This window comes from Halalkalibacterium halodurans (assembly GCF_005671335.1).
GTDB lineage: Bacteria > Bacillota > Bacilli > Bacillales > Bacillaceae_D > Halalkalibacterium > Halalkalibacterium halodurans.
This window is the reverse complement of sequence record NZ_CP040441.1, coordinates 3,067,805-3,088,380: the sequence shown is the minus strand read 5'-3', so window position 1 is coordinate 3,088,380 and position 20,576 is coordinate 3,067,805. Positions and strand designations below refer to the sequence as shown.

16 protein-coding genes are annotated in these 20,576 nt (G+C 44.6%); 10 read left to right on the top strand and 6 right to left on the bottom strand.

The window, feature by feature from the left end; all coding sequences use genetic code 11:
* Positions 1-43 precede the first annotated feature (43 nt).
* On the top strand, positions 44-1,066 hold the full coding sequence (meaB, locus tag FED51_RS15020; RefSeq protein WP_010899100.1) for a methylmalonyl Co-A mutase-associated GTPase MeaB: 1,023 nt from the start codon (positions 44-46) through the stop codon (positions 1,064-1,066).
* Between the two features lie 10 nt (positions 1,067-1,076).
* Here the strand turns inward: meaB and FED51_RS15015 are convergent, their stop codons facing one another.
* Positions 1,077-1,832, bottom strand: a complete 756-nt coding sequence (locus FED51_RS15015; RefSeq protein WP_053430626.1) for an NADPH-dependent oxidoreductase — start codon at positions 1,830-1,832, stop codon at positions 1,077-1,079.
* Positions 1,825-3,603, bottom strand: a complete 1,779-nt coding sequence (locus FED51_RS15010) for a B12-binding domain-containing radical SAM protein (RefSeq protein ID WP_053430627.1) — start codon at positions 3,601-3,603, stop codon at positions 1,825-1,827. The genes FED51_RS15015 and FED51_RS15010 overlap by 8 nt, the downstream gene beginning before the upstream one ends.
* An 88-nt stretch (positions 3,604-3,691) precedes the next feature.
* Here FED51_RS15010 and FED51_RS15005 point away from each other — a divergent pair, with 88 nt between their 5' ends.
* The 6 genes from FED51_RS15005 to FED51_RS14980 all read left to right on the top strand — a co-directional run bounded on the left by FED51_RS15005 (position 3,692) and on the right by FED51_RS14980 (position 11,458).
* A complete protein-coding gene (locus FED51_RS15005; RefSeq protein WP_053430628.1) occupies positions 3,692-4,264 on the top strand; it encodes a hypothetical protein in 573 nt (190 codons plus the stop codon).
* Between the two features lie 179 nt (positions 4,265-4,443).
* Entirely contained in the window at positions 4,444-6,447 is a 2,004-nt protein-coding gene (locus FED51_RS15000; protein WP_053430629.1) for a transporter substrate-binding domain-containing protein, read from the top strand.
* On the top strand, positions 6,425-7,786 hold the full coding sequence (locus tag FED51_RS14995; RefSeq protein ID WP_010899094.1) for a sigma-54-dependent transcriptional regulator: 1,362 nt from the start codon (positions 6,425-6,427) through the stop codon (positions 7,784-7,786). Before FED51_RS15000 ends, FED51_RS14995 begins: the two co-directional genes overlap by 23 nt.
* Positions 7,787-7,945: 159 nt before the next feature.
* Positions 7,946-8,953, top strand: a complete 1,008-nt coding sequence (locus FED51_RS14990; RefSeq protein WP_053430630.1) for a TAXI family TRAP transporter solute-binding subunit — start codon at positions 7,946-7,948, stop codon at positions 8,951-8,953.
* Between the two features lie 68 nt (positions 8,954-9,021).
* Positions 9,022-9,510, top strand: coding sequence for a DUF1850 domain-containing protein (locus FED51_RS14985; protein ID WP_053430631.1), 489 nt, complete (start codon positions 9,022-9,024; stop codon positions 9,508-9,510).
* Positions 9,488-11,458: a TRAP transporter permease gene (locus tag FED51_RS14980; protein WP_053430632.1), complete on the top strand. Its 1,971-nt coding sequence runs from the start codon at positions 9,488-9,490 to the stop codon at positions 11,456-11,458. Before FED51_RS14985 ends, FED51_RS14980 begins: the two co-directional genes overlap by 23 nt.
* A gap of 31 nt (positions 11,459-11,489) precedes the next feature.
* Here the strand turns inward: FED51_RS14980 and FED51_RS14975 are convergent, their stop codons facing one another.
* Positions 11,490-12,254, bottom strand: coding sequence for a hypothetical protein (locus FED51_RS14975; RefSeq protein ID WP_010899090.1), 765 nt, complete (start codon positions 12,252-12,254; stop codon positions 11,490-11,492).
* A gap of 146 nt (positions 12,255-12,400) precedes the next feature.
* Positions 12,401-13,582 (bottom strand): KamA family radical SAM protein, encoded by a 1,182-nt coding sequence (locus FED51_RS14970; protein ID WP_010899089.1) that lies wholly within the window; start codon positions 13,580-13,582, stop codon positions 12,401-12,403.
* A gap of 324 nt (positions 13,583-13,906) precedes the next feature.
* On the opposite strand from FED51_RS14970, the gene FED51_RS14965 reads away from it, so the two are divergent.
* The 3 genes from FED51_RS14965 to FED51_RS14955 all read left to right on the top strand — a co-directional run bounded on the left by FED51_RS14965 (position 13,907) and on the right by FED51_RS14955 (position 17,164).
* Positions 13,907-15,292 (top strand): aspartate aminotransferase family protein, encoded by a 1,386-nt coding sequence (locus FED51_RS14965; protein ID WP_053430633.1) that lies wholly within the window; start codon positions 13,907-13,909, stop codon positions 15,290-15,292.
* Positions 15,293-15,311: 19 nt separating this feature from the next.
* Complete coding sequence (locus FED51_RS14960; protein ID WP_010899086.1) at positions 15,312-16,166, top strand: MurR/RpiR family transcriptional regulator; 855 nt, start codon at positions 15,312-15,314, stop codon at positions 16,164-16,166.
* 260 nt (positions 16,167-16,426) lie between these two features.
* Positions 16,427-17,164 carry a sulfite exporter TauE/SafE family protein gene (locus tag FED51_RS14955; RefSeq protein ID WP_010899085.1) on the top strand — a complete coding sequence of 246 codons (738 nt, stop codon included), beginning with the start codon at positions 16,427-16,429 and terminating at the stop codon, positions 17,162-17,164.
* 41 nt (positions 17,165-17,205) lie between these two features.
* On the opposite strand, the gene FED51_RS14950 is transcribed toward FED51_RS14955, so the two are convergent.
* Together FED51_RS14950 and FED51_RS14945 are read right to left on the bottom strand one after the other, a co-directional pair.
* Positions 17,206-19,170 (bottom strand): TRAP transporter permease, encoded by a 1,965-nt coding sequence (locus FED51_RS14950; RefSeq protein ID WP_053430634.1) that lies wholly within the window; start codon positions 19,168-19,170, stop codon positions 17,206-17,208.
* A gap of 260 nt (positions 19,171-19,430) precedes the next feature.
* Complete coding sequence (locus FED51_RS14945; RefSeq protein WP_053430635.1) at positions 19,431-20,471, bottom strand: TAXI family TRAP transporter solute-binding subunit; 1,041 nt, start codon at positions 20,469-20,471, stop codon at positions 19,431-19,433.
* Positions 20,472-20,576 lie beyond the last annotated feature (105 nt).

Sequence of the window (20,576 nt, the reverse complement as noted above, 5' to 3'; positions counted from 1 at the left end):
CGAAGCGAAAAATGATCCGACGTGAAAGAAAGGAGGGGGAAGTGTGGAGCCACCGAAACGAAAGGAACTGACGGTGGAAGATTATATTAACGGAGTATTGGCTGGGGATCGGGCTTTGTTGGCACGGGCGATCACGTTGATCGAGAGTCATTCAGAGAGACATAGGCCGATCGCAACGGAAGTGTTAAACGGAATCATCCCACAGACGGGGAAGTCGATTCGAATCGGAATTACAGGTGTCCCAGGTGCAGGGAAAAGCACTTTGATTGAAGCACTCGGGACGATGCTTTGTGACAAGGGACATCGTGTCGCTGTTCTCGCTGTCGATCCATCCAGTCAGCTGACGAAAGGGAGCATCCTTGGGGATAAAACGCGCATGGAAGAGCTCTCACGCAACAAAAATGCATATGTCCGTCCTTCCCCTTCTAGTGGCACATTAGGTGGTGTGACGAGGCGAAGCCGTGAGACATTACTGCTTTGCGAAGCAGCCGGTTTTGATGTAATCATTGTGGAAACGGTTGGAGTGGGGCAAAGCGAAGCGGTCGTTCGTTCCATGGTCGATTGCTTTCTCGTTCTCATGCTGACAGGGGCAGGAGATGAATTGCAAGGGATAAAAAAAGGCGTGATGGAGATGGCTGACGCAATTTTTATTAATAAGGCGGACGGTCCGAATCGTCAGGTCGCACTGAAAACAAAAGCTGAGTACAATCGCCTGCTTCATTTTCTTCCTCAAGCGACGGAAGGATGGGAAACGAAAGCGTACACGGTATCGGCGTTAACTGGTGAAGGAATTTCGGAGATGTGGGATGTGATCTATAGCTTTTTCCAGTTTTCAAAGGAGAATGGTATCTTTGAAGAACGCCGAGAAAAGCAAGCCCTTGAATGGTTTTACGCTGTCATTGAAGATGAATTAAAGCTATGGTTTTTTCAGCAAGATGACATCAAGCAACAGCTCCCGCTTTTGATGGAGCAAATGAGAAAGGGAGAAGTCGTGCCGACGGTTGCCGCCTCCCAATTATTAACGACATTTACGAACGGGTTAGAAAAACGAAAAGAAGAAGGATAGGGAGAGTCCCTCAACCTTCTTCTTTTACATTTTTACAAGTGAACCCTTGCTGTTTTAGCATGGCGGCAATCTCTTGGTAGTAGGGCTGTTCATAGAAGCTGATGAGGCGATCCGACCAGGTTGTAGTCGTCGCTCCACCTGTCCGCTGTTTCGTATTACCAGATATGAGTTCGTCATAAGCAGCAAGTGTCTTTTGACTAAGTGGCTCATACCGGCCATCATGGGTGAATACATCCAACGGGAGGCGTGGCTTTTGTTCGACTGTCTCCTCCGGATATCCGATACAGAGCCCAGAAATCGGGATCACATATGATGGCAATTGGAGCGTTTCGATTACGCGCAAAGGCTGGCGCCGGATTCCACCAATCGGTACGGTTCCAAGGCCGAGCGATTCGGCTGCTGTTATGGCGTTGCTGAGTGCAATACCAACATCTGTTGCACCAACCATAAGGGCATCTACATCCTCCAAGGCTGCTAAGAATTTCCCACGGGCTTCTGCCGCCACCGCCGCACGGTGAAAATCTGCGCAAAACACGAGAAAGATCGGTGCTTGTGCAACGTGAGCCTGTCCACCTACGAGCTCAGCAAACAACTCTCGCTCGTTTGGCTCACGAATGACAATAACCGAGACTTGCTGACCATGAATCCACGACGGCCCCCATTGGGCGGCGCGAAGAATCGCTTGCAAATGATCGTCGGGAACTGGTTTGTCACTGTATTGGCGACAGGAGCGGTGGTTCATCATCGTTTGAATCACTTCATTCATGAATCGTTTCCTCCTTTTGGTTGGTGAGGCTGTGTAAAGGGCCACTAAATACTTCCGTCCCCTCTCCTTTCGGCTGGTAGAGAGCTAGTAATAATGTATCTTCTTTTACGATAACCCCTCGCTTTAGCCAATCGGCAAGGGAGAAAGGAATCACCTCTAGCATCGTATGTTTGTGCAATTCTTTCTCTGACAGCTGGTGACGGGCAAGCGCTTCAGAAAACACTTCTGGAGTCGCTGCTAATCGTTTAATAAGAGATGACTGTTTTTCCTTTGTTAACGAAAATGGCCACCACGTTTTTCGCGGCTTATGCTTGTGACCGCGGAAATAATCGTACATCATGAGTCCTTTAATGATCGGTAAGTTGTCTGTCCTGCGATCTTCAAGGAAGGCGAAAAGGCGAATAAATAAATCCTCAAGCTGGTGACCAATACGGGCCCAACCCTTTTCATCCCAATAGTCGCCAAAGGATTGAAAGAAGTCAAATGGGCTGTCAAATTCGTATTCCACTAAATAGAGGATGGTCGTATCCATTCGGTGTGCATTCCAATATTTCTCGAGCACATCCTCCACTCGCTTTATCCGTACAATTTCATCAAATGACAACACGTTGTTACCGAGAATTTCATACGGCGCTTGGTCCATAAAGAGGTAGTTGTGATCCTCCGCACGAAGGCGAAGACCTGTTCCGCGAAGCATTTTCAAAAAACCTAGCTGTAACTCATCGGGATGCATGGCAAATACATCATTGAATGTTTTCCGAAACGATTGGTAGTCTTCCTCAGGCAAGCCGGCAATCAAATCGAGATGTTGATCGATTTTTCCCCCTTCTTTCACCATCGTCACGGTCCGCTTTAACTTTTCGAAGTTTTGCCGACGTTGTACGAGTTCGTTGGTTAAATCGTTGGTCGATTGGACGCCAATTTCAAAGCGAAAAATCCCTTTCGGCGCATGCTCATTTAAGAACGCAAGCACCTCAGGACGCATAATATCTGCTGTGATTTCAAATTGAAACACGCAGCCTTGATGATTGTCGATCAGAAAGCGAAACACTTCAAGGGCATAGTCGCGCCGAATGTTAAATGTGCGATCAACAAATTTGATCAGCTTGGCCCCGCTGTTGATTAAATAAAGAAGATCTGCTTTCACACGTTCTAAGTCAAAATAACGAACGCCCACTTCGATAGAGGATAAGCAAAACTGACAGCTGTATGGACAGCCACGGCTCGTCTCAAAATAGGTCACTCGTTTACTTAAGCTAGCCACATCCTCTGAAAAGCGATACGGAGAGGGGAGCTCGTTTAACGGAAGCTTCGGCCGTGGTGGATTGATAACAATGTCATCCCCTTTTCGGTATGCTAAGCCAAAGACGAGATGATACTTTGCGGTGGTGTTCATTTCCTCTAGCAGATGTTTAAACGTTTCTTCCCCTTCGCCGACCACGATGAAATCGACTGCATGGAGGCGCTCCATCCATTCTCGGGTGTCGTATGAAACCTCAGGACCACCAAGAACGATCTTCACGGAAGGCATGACTTTTTTAAGCATTTCAATAACTTGAATCGTCTCTTGGATGTTCCAAATGTAACAGCTAAACCCGATGACATCAGGCTTTCGTTGATGAAGATCAGCAACGATGTTCATGGCAGGATCTTTAATTGTATATTCAACCATTTCAATAGGAAACTCTGGTTCGGCGTACGCTTTTAAACAACGAAGCGCTAAACACGTATGGATGTATTTTGCATTTAAAGTCGTCACGACGGTTTTCATCGTTAATCCCTCAATTCTTTAATTGCTTCCGTAAAATATGATACCATATTCAGAGGGAGTTTCAGAATTAATGAGAGAGTGACGCCACATGACGATCATTATGCCTACATGGCTCTTTATGATGGTAAGCATTTTGTTTACGATCGGGGTTTCTTTTTTGCTAAGTGTCATCATGAGCAAGTTTTTGAAGAAAGGGGATAAGCGGAAGGAAAACATGGCAGGCTTTCTAGCCGCTGTTGTAACGATTTTGCTCGTTATTGCCACATCGGAGGCTTTTGTCGAGCGAGTATATGAAGGCGATGTGTTGTTTACTGCTGATAAAGCGTGGGAAGTGGAAGACGCTACTGCTCGTTATTTGTCAACCGAGCGTCCGTTAGTAGTGGCGAATCTATTTCGTCACGGATATTATGAATCGATAGAAACGAATGAACTAGGGACTATGCGCATTCACTGGCAAGTAACCCATTATCCCGAAATCTATGAGCGAGCGATGGAGCTTCACTCAGAAGGTACACATTTTTTTCCGTTTCAAGCATATTATGAAGCCGTTGTTCAGCCTGTTGTTACGGATGTTCTCGAGGAAGAACCACCCTCCTTATCGGCAATGGAGGAAATGATCAACGACAGGCTTCCCGGCCACGAAGCTAACCTGAATCAATAGAAGGAGAGGCAAGACGTGAAGCATCGCGTCTTGCTTTTTTCAATAGAAAAAGGGAAAGGCCCTCTCATCAACACGTTCAATTAGCCAACAAGCTTGTAATGGAAAAACTAGAAGGGTTGGCATTTTGCTGCTTTTCCTCTACGATGAAAAAAAGAGACTACTTGTAAGGGGTTACAGCTATGAGACGATTTCCGCTTTACCTGATGATCAAGCTTGTCTTTATGTTCGTGATGCTTCCCGCCCCCGCGTTAGCTGAGCGGCAAGTGAAGGTGGCCTATGATCCTCATCTCCCCCCGTTGCATGCGGAAGGAGGTGACGGACCGTACGGGTTTGTTATTGATATCTTTTCTGAGGTTGCTGAGAGGAAAGGATGGGACGCTCACTATGTGCCAATGACTCAGCGACAGGCTATAGAAGCAATTGATCAAGGGAAAGTGGACATTTTTCTTTCCCTGCCTTTTAAAGAGTCGTACGCGAACCGACTTGAATTTACAGATTCAATTCTCGGAACATCGATCGGCTTAATTGTGGCGACCAATAATGAGGAGATTCAAGGATTACCAGACTTGGCGAACAAAGTAACTGCCCTGCAAGCAGATACGTTAGAGTACGAGTTTTTACGAAATATTCGCGGCATTCGTTATCATGTGACAAGTCATCAAGAAGCAGGGATTGAGCTGTTGCAAAACGATCGAGCTGAGGCGTTTATTGGGAGTGTGTTGACGGCGAACTATTTGCTGGAGCAAAAAGGTCTGTCTCATAAGTATCGTGTAGCTGGAAACTATTTGCTCCCTCTCGATTATACGATAGCCGTACAAAAAGAAAACTACCCACTTTTAATGGACATCAATGACGGATTACGAGAGTTGAAAAGCGATGGGACGTATAGCACTCTTTATCGACATTGGTTTAACGGAGAACAGCTTGTCACCGAGAGGCTGTGGCTAGCGATTCAAATTATTGGGGTTCTATTGCTTATTGCGCTCATTTTGTTTTTTCTAGGGATTCGTTGGAATCGCCAGCTCCAAAAAGAAGTAGCAAAAAAAACCGTTGTCCTCCATGAGTTGAATCGAACGCTAGAAAAACAAATAGAGGAAACACGCAATAGCAACGAGTTTCAGCGCCAAATTTTAAATAGCAGTCCGCGGGGGATTGCCACGGTTAACCGTGAAGGGATCATTACTTCTTTTAACCCGAAAGCGGCTGCGATTGTAGGGACTACGAGAGAGACCGTTGGCCTTCACTTTGGAAAAGTTTCTCTTTTGAAAAAACTATTAATCGGAAAAGTACAAACGGTATTTACAGAAAAACAACGGTTTTTAGGGGAGGAAACCAAATGGGAGCGAGCTGATGGACGCACCATCTACCTGCGCTATTATGTATATCCAGTATTTGACGTCGAAGGGAACGTAACGGGAACTATTGTTACGTTTGAAGATATATCGGAAGAACGGCAGCTGCGGATGCAAATATTCGAACAAGAAAAAAGCCGTGCTCTCATCCGTGTGGTGGCAGGGATCGCCCATGAAGTGCGAAATCCCCTCACCTCGATTAAAACATTTGTCGAGTTAATCCCGAAAAAGCTTGGTAACGAACGATTCCAAAAGGAGATTTCCACTTATGTTCCACAAGAAATTGAGCGGGTTAGCACGTTGATTGAAGGGCTCATTGATTATGCAAAACCGAAGCAACCTTCTAGGGAGATGATCGATCTCGCAGAGCTCGCCCGAGAGTGTATGCTGCTTTTTGATCGAACCGTGACCAATCGGGGTTTTACGATGGACGGAGCGATCGAAGGACCCTTTCTCGTAAAGGCGGATCCTAACCAGCTGAAACAAGTCGTTATGAACTTAATGATTAATAGCTTGGACGCGATGGAGGAGAAAAATGAAGAAGGCTTACGGCTATCCATCCGCGTGTACCAGTTGAAACAGGAGTATATTCTTGAAGTTAAGGATGAAGGTGTTGGCATGACAGAAGTAGAACAGAAGCAAGCCCTTGAGCCGTTTTTTACGACGAAGGCAAAAGGAACAGGATTAGGACTTGCGATTGCCAACCAGTATGTACAGGAAAATGGGGGCAGGCTTGTGATTAGAACTACTGCAAGGATTGGTACGACGATAAGCCTTTATTTTCCAATGATAAGGGAGGGAACAACCGATGAAACGAATTCTCATAATTGATGATGAACCTTCCATCTGTTCTTCTTTGCAGTTTGCGTTAGAGGATGACTATGAGACAGAGGCGACAACCGAGGTAGACAAAGGATTGCATATCATCGAGCAAGAACCTATCGATGTTGTTCTTCTTGATTTAAAGATTGGTAAAGTCGATGGCCTTGAAGTACTTCAGGAAATTAAAAGGAAAAAGCCGGAGACGATTGTCATTATGATTACGGCTTATGGAACGATTGCCAATTCGGTCAAGGCGATTCGATTAGGGGCCTATTCGTATTTAACAAAGCCAATCCACATGGAAGAATTGTTCTCGGTTTTAGAGCAAGCATTACATTACAAAAAGCTGAACGAACAAGTTGCTTATTTAAGCCAAGAGCTTGAAAAGAAGTACGGCTATGAAGGTATGATCGGAAAAAGTGAAGCGATGACCCAAGTGTTTCATCTTATTGAAAAAGTAAAAAATGTTGACTCAAGCGTCTTAATTACAGGTGAAAGTGGCACAGGAAAGGAACTCGTCGCTCGGGCGATTCACTTTTCAGGCAAACGAAAACAGGAACACTTTGAAGTTGTGAATTGTGCAGCGATTCCGGAACACTTGTTAGAGAGCGAGCTTTTCGGCTATGAGAAAGGGGCCTTCACTGGGGCTGCGACAAGAAAGGAAGGAAAATTTCAACTCGCCAATCGAGGAACGATTTTTCTTGATGAAATCGGTGACATGCCGTTAGCACTCCAGGCGAAGCTACTTCGAGTGTTGCAGAAAAAAGAAGTAACCAAGCTCGGTTCAAACAAAACGGAAAAGCTTGACGTACGTGTGATTGCGGCAACCAACAAGTCGTTACAGGAACAAGTAAAGGAAGGGACGTTTCGCGAGGATTTATACTTTCGTTTACACGTCATCCATATCCATTTGCCGCCATTGCGTGAAAGGCAAGAGGACCTTCCGTATTTGCTGCAACACTTTCTTCATACATTTAATCAGGAGTTAGGAAAAAGCATGAAAGGGTTTCGGTCTGATGCTCAACGGGAGTTACTAGCCTATCAATACCCTGGCAATATTCGCGAGCTATCTAACATTGTGGAAAGCTCAATGGTAATTGCAGATGGCGAGTATATTGAGCTTGAGGACTTGCCTATGTTCATACGTGAAAAAGGGGAAGGATTCGCCAAACAAAAAGGCTCACTCGATGATTATATCGGTCGCCCGCTAAAAGAATTAGAGAAAGACTTCATTTTGGCAACCTTGAAGCACAACGACAATCACCGTAAGAAAACAGCGGAAATGCTCGGCATTAGTGAACGGGGATTAAGGGATAAATTAAAACAGTATCTTGTCGGTAAAAACTAATCACGAAAACGGCAAAAATTGCAGGTGCGGCATTTTTTGCCGTTTTTCAACAGGCAAACAGTTCCGATCGAATTGAAAGCGCATACAAAAACGAGCTTTTTAAAGTTGGCATAGAAATTGCATTTATAAAAAGTGACTAACATAAAAGGGGGAAGAAGTATGAGAAAACGTTTTTATCTAATGGTTGTGGCTTTATGTTTTTCAATTTTAGTTGCATGCGGAAATGAAGGAGCTTCTACAGATGAAGGAACAGCAGAAAATGGCGGAGGTGATACAGCTCCGATCGATGACTTATTTGTAACCGTTGCTTCTGGAGGCACATCTGGGGTGTACTATCCGATTGCAGGTGCCATCGCGCAAATTTTAGAAAGCGATCTTGGACTCGCTACGTCCGTACAAGCGACGGGTGCTTCGGTTGAAAATGTGAACTTGATTTCCAATAGTCGAGCTGAGTTGGCGATTACGATGGCCGATACCGTTTTACAAGCATACGAAGGCAGCGGTGAGTTTGAAGGGGAAGAGCCGATCGAGACATTAAGAGGTCTTGCATCCCTTTATCCGAATTTTGTGCAAATTGTGACGACAGAAGATTCGGGCATTGAAACGGTAGACGATTTACGCGGGAAAAGTGTAGGTGTTGGCGCACCGAATTCAGGGGTTGAATTAAATGCACGGATGGTGCTAGAAGCTCACGGCATGTCGTATGACGACATTGAAGAGGATTATCTCTCTTACAGTGAGGCAATCGATCAAATTAAAAATGGCTTAATTGATGCTGCGTTTGTGACGAGCGGTGTCCCGAATGCAACCGTTATCGATCTTGGAACAACACATAGCGCGAAAATTATCCCAATTGAAGGGCAAGCGATGGATTATTTAACGGAAAATTATCCATTCTTCTCGGAAGGAGCTATTCCAGCTGGTTCGTATGACAATGAAGAGGAAATTCCAACTGCAGCGATTACGAACGTGCTCCTCATTTCCCATGAAATCGATGAAGAGGTAGCCTATGAGATCACGAAGTCGCTCTTCGAACATTTGGATGAGATTCACGCTTCTCACAATGCAGCGACCGATATCTCGTTAGAAACAGTGGAAGTGGGAATGCCGGTTCCATTTCACCCTGGAGCAGAACGTTATTTTAAAGAAGTCGGTGTATTGGATTAAGGAAATGAAGCAGGGGGGAGAGAAACGTCTCCCCTTAACTTGATATCTGAAGAAAGGGGTGTGGCCTTATGAGTCGAAAGGCTGTCTTCGTTTTCAGTCTATGTTTGTTTTTTCTTCTGGCAGGCAGTGACCTTCCTTCTTTAACTCTTTATGTTCAAGGACAGGAGAACAAAGTAATTTATGTGAGTACTCCGGTCGTGGAAGGAGATCGTTTGACCCTTTCTTGGATTCACTCGGTGGAAAAAACCCCTTGGGAGGAAACGTACATTGTGCTGAAGGATGGCGTGATGCTGCTTGAGGAGACAGTCTTTCATTCATTTGGTGCTGGTGTCCCACATGAGAAAGGGACGATGACCGTTGAAGATGGCCAGATTGTCGCAAGGGGGATGAATGATCAAGTGGACGCGCTCAAATGGATTCACTCCCACTCGGTTCATTTTCAGCTCAACATCAATGGGGAGAGGGTTTTCACAGGAGCTGATTTACCCCATCATGAAAAAATCGAAATTGTCATTCACGAAGAGGTGAACGAACATGACAGAAAAACAAACAATTGACGAGCCTAAATTATCGCCTGAGGAGCAAGAAATACTTGAAAAGTACGATGCAGAGTCGCGATTTCGCACTTTCAGCGGCAAAAAGTTACCCTTGCTCGTCTCCTTGTTGGCCATCGGCTTATCGCTCTATCATTTATATACATCTTATTTTGGAACACCGCTAACGCTTCAACATCGATCCTTGCACGTGGCGGTTATTTTAGCGCTTGTGTTTTTTCTTTATCCGCCCTTTAAAAAGGCTAACCGTAAAAGCGTTCCCCTATATGATTGGCTCTGCGTCTTGTTAGCCTTATCAACGACCATCTATTTTTTTGTTGATTATGCTGGAATCGTTCATCGAGGCGGAATCCCTAATACGTATGACCTGCTGTTCGGAGCCATTTTAGTCATCCTCATCCTCGAGGCAGCACGCCGTGTAACAGGATGGGCGCTCCCCCTTTTAGCTGTACTATTTTTCATTTATGGACTTTTTGGGCGAGAGCTTTCAGGCATTTGGCGGCATCGGGGGTATGGCTGGGATGAACTGATTAACTTCATGTATGTGACGACAGAAGGTGTATATGGGACGGCGATTGGTGTATCGGCCACTTACATTTTCTTATTCATCTTGTTCGGAGCCTTTTTAAGCAAATCGGGTATGGGACAATTTTTCAACGATATGGCCCTTGCGATTGCGGGGCAAACGAAAGGTGGGCCGGCCAAAGTGTCCGTCATTGCGAGCGGCTTTTTAGGCAGCATTAATGGTGCGGCGATCGCCAATGTAGTCACGACAGGTTCGTTTACGATACCACTAATGAAAAAAATCGGCTATCACCGAAACTTTGCTGGAGCGGTTGAAGCAGCAGCCTCGGTCGGTGGGCAAATTTTACCGCCTATTATGGGAGCAGCAGCCTTCATCATGGCGGAAATTCTCGGCATTCCTTATAGTCAAATTGCCCTTGCAGCCCTATTGCCAGCCCTTTTATTCTATTTGGCGATTATCGTTCAAATTCATTTACGGGCGACGAAGCTGGGGTTGAAAGGGATTTCAAAGGAGAACTTACCGCAAGTAATGGATGTATTAAAAGAGCGTGGTCATTTGTTAATTCCGTTATTTTTTCTCCTTTATATGCTCTTTTTCAGCGGTCGAACAATTATTTATTCTGCGTTTTTAACCATTATCGTAACAGTTTTTGTGGCGATGTTTAGAAAAACGACTCGGATGACCATACGTGATCTTCTTGATGCATTAGAACAGGGAGCACGAAACGCGATCGGTGTTGCCGTTGCTTGTGCGTGTGTCGGAATAATTGTTGGGGTTGCCACGATGACGGGCTTTGGGTTAAAACTCGCCAACGGCATTGTGATGCTTGGGGGAGAAAGCTTATTTTTGACCTTATTCTTTACGATGATTGCTTGCATCATTCTCGGAATGGGTTTACCGAGCATTCCAACATATATTATTACGGCGACAATGGCAGCTCCGGCCTTAGTCACATTAGGGATTGAACCACTCGTTGCCCATCTCTTTGTATTCTATTTTGGATTGTTTGCCAACATTACGCCTCCGGTCGCTTTGGCTGCATTTGCTGCGGCTGGCATATCTGGCGGTGATCAGATGAAAACAGGCTTTATATCCATGAAACTGGCTATCGCGGGATTTATCGTTCCGTATATGTTTGTGTACAACGAAGCGCTGTTGTTGCTAAATACGACCTTTATCGAAGGGGCGCTAGTTGTTGTTACTTCCATAACAGGTGTTGTCATGCTAGGTGCCGCGGCAGAAGGCTATCTATTTACGAAAATTCCACTGTTTCTACGAATCTTGTTGTTTGGTGGAGCCTTGTTGTTCATGAATCCGAATCTTGTTCAAGATCTAATGGGCTTTGCTATCATTGGTTTCGTCCTATTGTATCAATGGTGGAGAGGAAAGAAGCAGGCAGTGGCTAGCGAAACAGTCAGCTTATGAATTTAACGTGGAAACACACCCGTCGTTCTCTTTACTTAGCGGGTGTGTTTATTATTTCTTCCGTTGCCGTGAGTGGAAACTCCCAAATGATTTTATCGAGGTGGGGACGACGCATGCGGAGCGTCAACGTATTAGGTAACGATTGGGCAAATTCATATTCGGCGTGAAAGGAATTAAAGTGAGGGTGATGATCGGTTATGGAAGAGACCGGGTAAATGTACTCCTGTCCTTGCTTTAATGCAAGCTCTATTCCTTTGACGTTGTGGACATCTTCTACGACAAGGGCAAGTTTTTTTCCTTTAATGTCTATTGAGCGAATCGTTAAATCGTTTTTTTCGACAGAGCGCACGTGTTCATCGAGCTTGTTAAAAACCACTTCATGTTCGTAGTACGTAGGTTGGACATACAAGGTAAAATCAATGCTTGGCGCCTCTGATTCTAGCGCTGGTGTGAAAAATTGCCTGATAAGAACAGCGTCTTGGTCTTGATCCGTCACAAAATGTTCTTTTTCACTCGATTGGGCTTCATACTCCTTACCACTTTCATCAATACTAATATGGCTTATCGCGAAAAGATAGTCTTCATCTAACACATAGTCTGGATCTTTAGATGTTAACATTATTTCGATAAAAAACCCGTCGGGCTCTGCCACAACATGAGGAGTCCCTATTTCAAAGCGATGATGATCGGTGGGATGCTCGGCATTATTTGCTTGTACAATCGTTTCAAACGTTTCGTTGCACCCTGCTAAAAAGAATAGAAATAGGAGAATACTCCCCCCTAACAATCGTTTCAATCGATTCACCTCAAATATGTATGAAGAATTACACCACCATTTTACCACGAATAATGTCCCCTTGACAGCCTCTCTTCCGTAATATTGGTTCGGTTGAACACAAAAAAACGAACAAAGCGCACTTGGAGCACTTTGTTCGTTTTTCATTATCTTACGGTAGCAGCTCGTTTCTTTTTTTGCGGAGTATCTGGCATTTCATTGACTGACACGACTTCTTTTACTTTTTTCTCCGGTTTTGTCCAATAGTTTTCATTGCCTGGTAAATCATCAAACCATGTTGCGTCTTTCGGACAGTCAAGAACCATAAATTTACCGTAATTTCCGTCTCTCGATTGATGGTATTTTAAGTAGGCTTTTCCGTCCTCTATCGCAAGGACCTCAATTTTCCCCGATGTGTGGCTCATGCTTAAGCGAACACGTTTCCCTAGACCCGAGGTTTTCGCTTTTGCTTTTTCCACAATGTTGTACACTTCTTCCAATGTGAGAACGAAATCATTATTACCTGCAACCGGACGATTAATGAAGAAATAATATGGAGTAACTCCGGCCCATGACAACTTGTCGAGGAGCTCGGCCAAGACATCAGGATCATCATTAATTCCTTTCAATACAGGCGTTTGGTTCACGACAATTGCACCTGCATCATGTAAGGCTTGGAATGCTTGTCTCGCTTCATTTGTAATTTCTACGGGGTGATTAATATGAGCCATAATGTATATACGATGATCTGGGGTGGAGTATTCACGGATTAACTCTAGTAGTTGTTCATCTTCTGTAATACGCATTGGGTTAAAGACAGGTAGCTTTGAGCCAATGCGGATGATTTTTACGTGATCGATTGCACGGAGACGCTCGATAATGTAGCGAAGTTTTTTCGTTGCTAAAATGAGTGGATCGCCACCAGTCAGCAACACGTTGTTAATCTGTGGCGTTTGAGCAATGTAATCAAGACCAGGATCTACGTCGGACATCGCTTCTTTTACATCATTACGGAAAAGGCGCTTTCGGAAGCAATAACGACAGTAAGCCCCGCAAACCTCCGAACAGATGAGGAGGGCAGTCGTTTCATATTTGTGCTGACAGCCTGGCACGACGTAATTAGTGTCTTCATCGGAAGCATCCCAGCGCCCATACTCACTAAGCTCTCCCTCATTTGGAATGACTAGCTTTCGTATAGGATCGTTCGGATCGTTCCAATCAATGAGGCTTAAATAATAATCGTTTACACGAAAAACGAACTTGTCCGTAATTTGCTTAAGTTTTTCCCGTTCTTCTTTTGGAATTTGCTCAATCTTGTCCACATTCATAATGTACTTTGGTTGAGCCATCTTTCTTCACCTTCCGTTCTCGTAATCTAGGGAAGTCCCTGCATCATCAGTATAACAATCTCTTGTAAAAAACGTCAAAAAAGAAAGAAAAATTGAAGAAATTGAATGAAAATGAAAAAAAACCTTCACTTTTTCTTTCATTTGGTTACGTGTTAGGAGATCCACGAGAGGGCAGGTTCATTTTCTGGAAGAAGGAAAACCTTCATTTATATTTAAAAATGAAATTAATTATTCAAAATTAGGCCGACACATAGTATAATGAAGTGTAAATTTCATAGATATAAACAAAAGAAAAAAATATTTCTTAAGGTGAGTGATGAATGGATGGCGATGGTAGAAGACACCCGACCTGAGCACACGTATGCGGAGCAAACCCCCCGATCGAAATCGTGGATTGAACAGGCGAAAAAGGTAATGCCCGGTGGAATTACAGCAAACATTAAACATTTTGCTCCATACCCCATTGTTATGAAAAAAGGTTGCGGGGCGTTCATTACAGATGTGGATAACCACCAATATGTAGACTATTTACTCGCCTATGGGGCGTTGATGCTAGGTCACGGTCACCCAGAGGTAAAGCAGGCGATCGATGAGATGTTTGCAGACTCCGGAACTCTTTTGTTTGGGGCACCTCATCCGTTGGAAGTAACGTTTGGACATGAAATTCAGCAGCTCTATCCGAGCATGGAACGGCTCCGTTACACAAATTCTGGAACGGAAGCGACGCTTTTAGCCATGCGGATTGCACAGGCGTATACGAACAAAAAGAGGATCGCTAAATTTGAAGGTCATTACCATGGCGGATACAATGATGTACTTTATAGTGTCAGTCCGACACTTTCGGAAGCGGGGCCAGTAGACGCGCCTATACCGGTTAAAGAATCAAAGGGGATGCATGTGACGGATGGAGAAGAGCCGCTCATTTTACCATTCAACAATTTAACCGCATGTGAACGATTGCTACGGGCACAGCAAGATTCGATTGCGGCCGTCATGATCGAGCCGTTGCAAGGGGGATTTATACCCGCGACCGATACGTTTATTGCCGGTTTACGGGAATTGACCGAAGAGTTAGGGATCGTGCTAATTTTTGATGAAGTCAAAACAGGTTTTCGCATTAGACTCGGGGGTGCGCAAGAGTGGTATGGGGTGTCACCAGACCTGACGACACTCGGAAAAGTCATTGGCGCTGGATTCCCATTCGGAATTGTCGGCGGACGGAAGGACATTATGGAGGTCACATCTCCAACGACGGGTTCTGATGTGTTTGATCAATCACAAAGCACCTTTTCAAGGGCAAAAGATGTTGTCTTTCATAGCGGTACGTACAATGGACATCCGCTGATTTTAGCAGCAGGGTTAAAAACCGTGGACGTTCTTAAACGGGATATTAAAGATGTTTTTGCACGAACGGATATGCTGAAGGATGAGTTGGAAGCGTTGTTTGTCCGAAAAGGAGTGCCAATGAAAGCGGTTGGCATCGGTTCAATCTTTAGTGTAGTATTAACAGAGGAAGACATTTTTAATTACCGTGATCTCCAAGCGTCCGATCTACAAACGCGTAAACTGATTGACCTGCATTTATTAAATGAAGGTATTTATACGAAACCTCTTAACCGTTATAGCTTATCCACTGCCCATACGGAGCGTGAGGTGGAGCGAACGATTGCGGCGTATGATCGAGTGTTATCCCGATTATTTGGAGGTTGATCTTAAAGGAATGATGCCTGTGTTAAACAGCGATGTGTACAAACGGATTATGGATCTGCAAGAAAAAATGAGCAAATCACAAAAGAAAATTGCCAACTACTTGATTCAACATCCCGATACCGCTCCTTTTCTCACAGCATCAAAATTAGCAAAATATGCAGCAGTGGGGGAAGCGACGGTCATTCGCTTTGCGGTGTTTTTAGGCTATGAGGGCTACCCTGACCTACAGCGTCATTTGCAAGAGGCTTTGCAAAAGAAAATGACATCGGCGGAAGTTTTTGCACGGACAACGGATCGAGAGGATCGGCCGTCCCATGCAATTGAAGAAATTTTAACCGATGACATGGCCAATTTACGAGCGACGTTACAACAAATTGAGCTTGAAGAGTTTGAACAGGCCGTTAATAGTATTATAGAAGCGAAGCGTATCTATGTGATTGCCTATCGAAGTGCCGCGAGCTTAGGACAATTTTTAACGTTTTATTTAGATCTTGTCTTGCAAAACACAGAGCTGGTTGAGCAGGCAGATGGAGTGTCTGAGCACTTACTGGACATTACCGAGGACGATCTTGTCATTGGCTTCGGATTTGCCCGTTATACGAAGCGAACCGTTGATGTGTTAAAGTATGTGAAACAACGAGGGGCCAAAACGATCGTCATTACCGATCATGCGTTGTCCCCCCTCGTTCCATATGGAGACCGTGTGCTCTTAGCGGCTACGGAGATCAACTCATTTATTGATTCATTTGCAGCTCCCCATAGCATCGTCAGTGCATTCATTACGGCGGTCACACGATCGGAACACGAGAAAGTTCAAAATCGACTCCAGCAGTTAGAAGAACTGTGGGCGTCTTTTAACGTCTTTTATGAATGAAAAATAGGGCCCGTGCGTGTTGCATGGGTCTACGTTTTTTTAGAAAGTTTAATTTCTATTAAGGATTAAAGGACAAAGGATTACGGTAAGCAAATTACGGCTTTGCCCTTTTAAAGGCTCAGCAAACGCTGAGTTTTTTACCTGTGCTTTACTTATAGTATAAAGCCTTTACCATTGCTAGATAGGGCATGGAACTGGAAATGAATCACGAGAGATTCGTCGATTGTAGGTCTCTTGGAATATAGGAAGGATCAAAACAGATGTGGATGGAGCTTATTTTTATATTTTTGATTTTGTTAGTTGGAAGTTTTGTCCAAGGCGTGAGCGGTTTTGGCTTTGGCATCATTGCCATGAGCTTCCTGCCGTTTTTCTTTACGATTAAAGAGAGCACCCTTCTTGTCGTAGCGCTAGGTGTTTTAACGGCATTGTTTATTGTTATTCAATTATTCCGCCATATTCGCTGGAAAGATTTAATTGTCATTATGTGTGCAGCGATTATTGGTCGTTATGTCGCCTCGTTTGTATTGACAGCTTACGGGGAGATGGATCTTTTAAAGTCCATTTTAGGTGTATTTTTACTTATCGTGGTTGGCTACTTGTTTTGGGATAAGCCGCAGCCGGAGGGACGAAGTGTGAATCAAACGTGGTTACCAGCGACCCTTGGCTTTTTCGGTGGGCTTGTTGGAGGCGTTTTTGCAGTGGGCGGACCGTTTTTTGTTTTTTATTTTATGCTTTTATTCCGAGACGACAAGTATGCCTACAGTGCCAATTTGCAAGTCAGTTTTTTTATTACCAATTTCACAACGGTCGTCATTCACGGTGTACATGGGGATTTTACTCAATCGTACCTCATCTACTTGCTTGTCGGTCTTTTAAGCGTCTTCATTGGAACACGCCTCGGTGTTTATTGCTTCACCTACTTGTCTCAGAAAAACATTCGTAGATTGGCAGGCATCGTTGTAGCCATTGCGGCTCTGAGTCTCGTATTTTTTAGTTAAAAAAAACGCTATCCCCCTTTTGAGGGATTAGCGTTTTTTCGTTAGGCTGTGGCTCGTGCTTGGTCTTTACTTCGTTTGCGGAAAAATTGAATACCAGCGATCGCAAGGACGACGACAAGTCCTGAAGCGGAAAGAATACCTGGTAAAATCAACGCGACCCCTGCAAAGAATAAAAGAATGCGTTCAATGATATTTGTATGGGAAACAAAGTAGTTCATCATCGATGCGCTAACGGCTGCCATACCGATGAGGGCAGTCGAGACGGCAATGACAATGTCTACAAAATTCGCATCTACTAAAAGCAAGACCGGATTGTACATAAAGGCGTACGGAATGATGAAGGCGGCTATCGCCAGTTTAAAGGCGGTAATCCCTGCTTTCATCGGATTGGCCCTGGCAATCCCAGCACCTGCATAGGCGGCAAGACAAACAGGTGGTGTAATGTCTGCAACGATCCCGAAATAGAACACAAAGAAATGAGCAGCAATCAGTGGTACACTATCGAAGGCCATAAGAGCAGGCGCTGCCATCGACGCAGTAACCACATAGTTAGCTGTTGTCGGTAAGCCCATTCCGAGCAAGATGCAAGCAATCATTGTAAAGAACAAGACGAGGAAGAAGACTCCTCCGGCTAGATCGATAATACCACCGGCAATTTTCCCGCCCAAACCTGTCGTTGTGACGATCCCAGCAATGATCCCAGCCGTGGCACAAGCCGCAATCACCGGGAGTGCGATACGGGCCCCTTGTTCAAGGGTGTCAAAAATATCGCGAATCCCCATGCGTGTGTCTTTACGGAACAAGCTTACGAAGAAAGCAGCACCGATTCCAAAAAGAGCCGCACGTGTAGGCGAGTAGCCAAGGTATAGCATGACAATGATTGCTACGAGCGGTGCGAGTAAATCAAGTCGTCTGAGAATCCCTTTTAGCGATGGAAGTTGTTCCTTTGGCAAACCACGAATGCCTTGTTTTTTTGCTTCAAAATGGGTACCCATAAACACACCGGTAAAATATAAAAGAGCTGGAATAATAGCAATTAAAATAATTTCTTGATACGGTATCGCCGTATTACTCGCCATAATAAAGGCAGCTGCCCCCATAATCGGTGGCATGATTTGTCCACCAGTTGACGCAGAGGCCTCAGCTGCTGCAGAAAATTCCGGTTTGAAACCAGCCCGCTTCATCATCGGAATGGTGAACGATCCAGAACTAACCGTGTTGGCAACTGAGCTACCCGTAACCATCCCTTGGAGTCCACTAGCGGTAACAGCAGCCTTAGCTGTTCCCCCTGTCATTCGGCCTGTTGCACCGAAGGCGAGGTCGTTGAAAAACTGGCCAATTCCCGTCTTCGTTAGCATGACACCGAAAAATAAAAACAGGAAGATGAAAGTGGATGAAATTCGGATCGGCGTACCAAATATCGCTTCGGTATTAAAAAACATGAGCGTCATTAACCGGTCGAAATCGAAGCCGGCATGTCGGAACTGGGCGACAGGAAAATGCTGCCCAAATAGCCCGTACAATAAGGCGACCGTGGCAATGATCACAATCGGTAAGCCAACCGCGCGACGAGTCGCTTCAAGGACGAGTAAAACCCCTAATGTGGCAACGATAATATCCAAATCGGTGTAACCTAAAATCGTCACTTGATTGCTTGTCAATCGTTGGTATTCAAAAACAATGTAAAAGTTCGCGGCTAAGGCTAGGAGGGCAAGTACTCCGTCATACCAAGGAACTCCCTTCTTCTTTAATAGGGAGCGTTTCGCTGGATACAAAATAAAAATTAACGACAAGCCACCAGCTAAATGGATGGCCCCTTGTATGAGGGTCACATAGGCCCCGCGAAACGATGTGTATAGTTGAAAAAGGGTTAAGGAGATGCCGAGTATCGTAACCACCCAAACCCATTTTTGTAAGTTCGTACGGTAGTTTGATTCTTTATCATATTTACGCAAAATTTCTTCAGCTTTATCGACTGTAGCTGCTTCAGATTGCTTTTCTTTCATACGACTATTCACCACCTTAAAATAAAGTTAAAATTCCCGACGAAAAAGGAAGAGACAACTAGAGTGAACAGGAAGGCCCCGTAATTAAAGCCGATGCGAGGAAGGTCTAATCATTTGTAGAAATCCAAGGCTCTTTCTATTGTAACGGCTCATAGCTTTTTCGTCGACAATTTTTGAGCGACTCTACAAAACTTATAAATCGTACTAGAGGAAGTATAAAAAAAGACTGGACAGCGAGATGCCCAGTCCCTTTCATTCAATTATTCACTTATACCTTGCTCTTCGAAATACTTTTGCGCACCAGGATGGATCGGTAATCCTTCAGATCCATTTAGGATGTTTTCCATTTTCATGTGTTCACCTTGTGGATGAGTGATGCTTCCAGCATTTTCATACAATGCTTTAACGATTTCGTAGCCAAGATCTTCGCTAACTTGATCTAAGGAAGCAACAAGAATTGCATAAGCCGTAACCGTACTTACAGAGTCATCTAAGAAGTCATATGCCCCTGCATCAATTTCATAGGCACCGTAATCGCTGTTTTCTTCAACGTATGCGAGGGCATCACCTTCGATTGGTAGGATGACAACTTCGCGTTGAAGGGAAAGCTCTGAAGTCGTGCTATCTGGTAACCCGAGTAATCCGAAAGAGGCGTCAAGCTGTCCGTCTTGAATACGAGCAGCTGCATCACCGAAGCCTTCTTCAAATGCTTCATAGTCACCATCTTCAATACCGTGTGCTTCTAAAATTAACCGAGCAGCTGACTGCGTAGCACTTCCAGCTGGACCAATAGCAACGCGCTTCCCTTTAAGGTCCTCAATAGAAGTAATTCCTGTGTCTTCTGTCGTAACTACTTGCATTACTTCAGGATAGATGTAGCCTAAGAAGCCGAAGTTATCAACAACTGCTCCTTCAAAGTCCCCCTCACCAGCAATCGCTTGTAAGGCAGGGATATGAACGGTCATCCCAAGCTGCATTTCCCCGCGGAAAATTTGCCCAAGGTTATCGACCGATGCACCAGATGCTACGGCACTAACGTTAAATCCATCGTAATCCACGTTCGCATTTAATACATTTGCGATTTCTTGACCAAGTGGATAATATGTACCACCGGTACTCCCCGTCCCAAGCTGTAAATCTGTTAAGTGATCTCCAGCTGCTTCTTCCTGCTCTTCACCTGTATCGGCCGGATCGTCACCTGCTGGTTCTTCCGCATCTGTGTCAGCATTGCCACCACATGCACCTAGAATCAGACCAAGTGAAAGAAAGCCTGCTGAAAGAAAACCAAGTTTCTTCTTCATGAAAGTTTCCCCCTTTTTTATTTATTATTTCGTATGCCCTTTCATACAGGCATAGTACCATTTTAATCTAAAATTTCGTTTGATGTCAAAGAGTGACTAAAAGAA

Excerpts from the sequence above, each read along its gene's own strand:
- FED51_RS14980 (WP_053430632.1), top strand. The coding sequence starts at position 9,488 with ATGACAGAAAAACAAACAATTGACGAGCCTAAATTATCGCCTGAGGAG.
- FED51_RS15015 (WP_053430626.1), bottom strand. The coding sequence starts at position 1,832 with ATGAATGAAGTGATTCAAACGATGATGAACCACCGCTCCTGTCGCCAA.
- FED51_RS15000 (WP_053430629.1), top strand. The coding sequence starts at position 4,444 with ATGAGACGATTTCCGCTTTACCTGATGATCAAGCTTGTCTTTATGTTC.
- FED51_RS14985 (WP_053430631.1), top strand. The coding sequence starts at position 9,022 with ATGAGTCGAAAGGCTGTCTTCGTTTTCAGTCTATGTTTGTTTTTTCTT.
- FED51_RS14990 (WP_053430630.1), top strand. The coding sequence starts at position 7,946 with ATGAGAAAACGTTTTTATCTAATGGTTGTGGCTTTATGTTTTTCAATT.
- FED51_RS14970 (WP_010899089.1), bottom strand. The coding sequence starts at position 13,582 with ATGGCTCAACCAAAGTACATTATGAATGTGGACAAGATTGAGCAAATT.
- FED51_RS15005 (WP_053430628.1), top strand. The coding sequence starts at position 3,692 with ATGACGATCATTATGCCTACATGGCTCTTTATGATGGTAAGCATTTTG.
- FED51_RS14965 (WP_053430633.1), top strand. The coding sequence starts at position 13,907 with ATGGCGATGGTAGAAGACACCCGACCTGAGCACACGTATGCGGAGCAA.
- FED51_RS15010 (WP_053430627.1), bottom strand. The coding sequence starts at position 3,603 with ATGAAAACCGTCGTGACGACTTTAAATGCAAAATACATCCATACGTGT.
- FED51_RS14955 (WP_010899085.1), top strand. The coding sequence starts at position 16,427 with ATGTGGATGGAGCTTATTTTTATATTTTTGATTTTGTTAGTTGGAAGT.
- FED51_RS14950 (WP_053430634.1), bottom strand. The coding sequence starts at position 19,170 with ATGAAAGAAAAGCAATCTGAAGCAGCTACAGTCGATAAAGCTGAAGAA.
- FED51_RS14995 (WP_010899094.1), top strand. The coding sequence starts at position 6,425 with ATGAAACGAATTCTCATAATTGATGATGAACCTTCCATCTGTTCTTCT.
- FED51_RS14945 (WP_053430635.1), bottom strand. The coding sequence starts at position 20,471 with ATGAAGAAGAAACTTGGTTTTCTTTCAGCAGGCTTTCTTTCACTTGGT.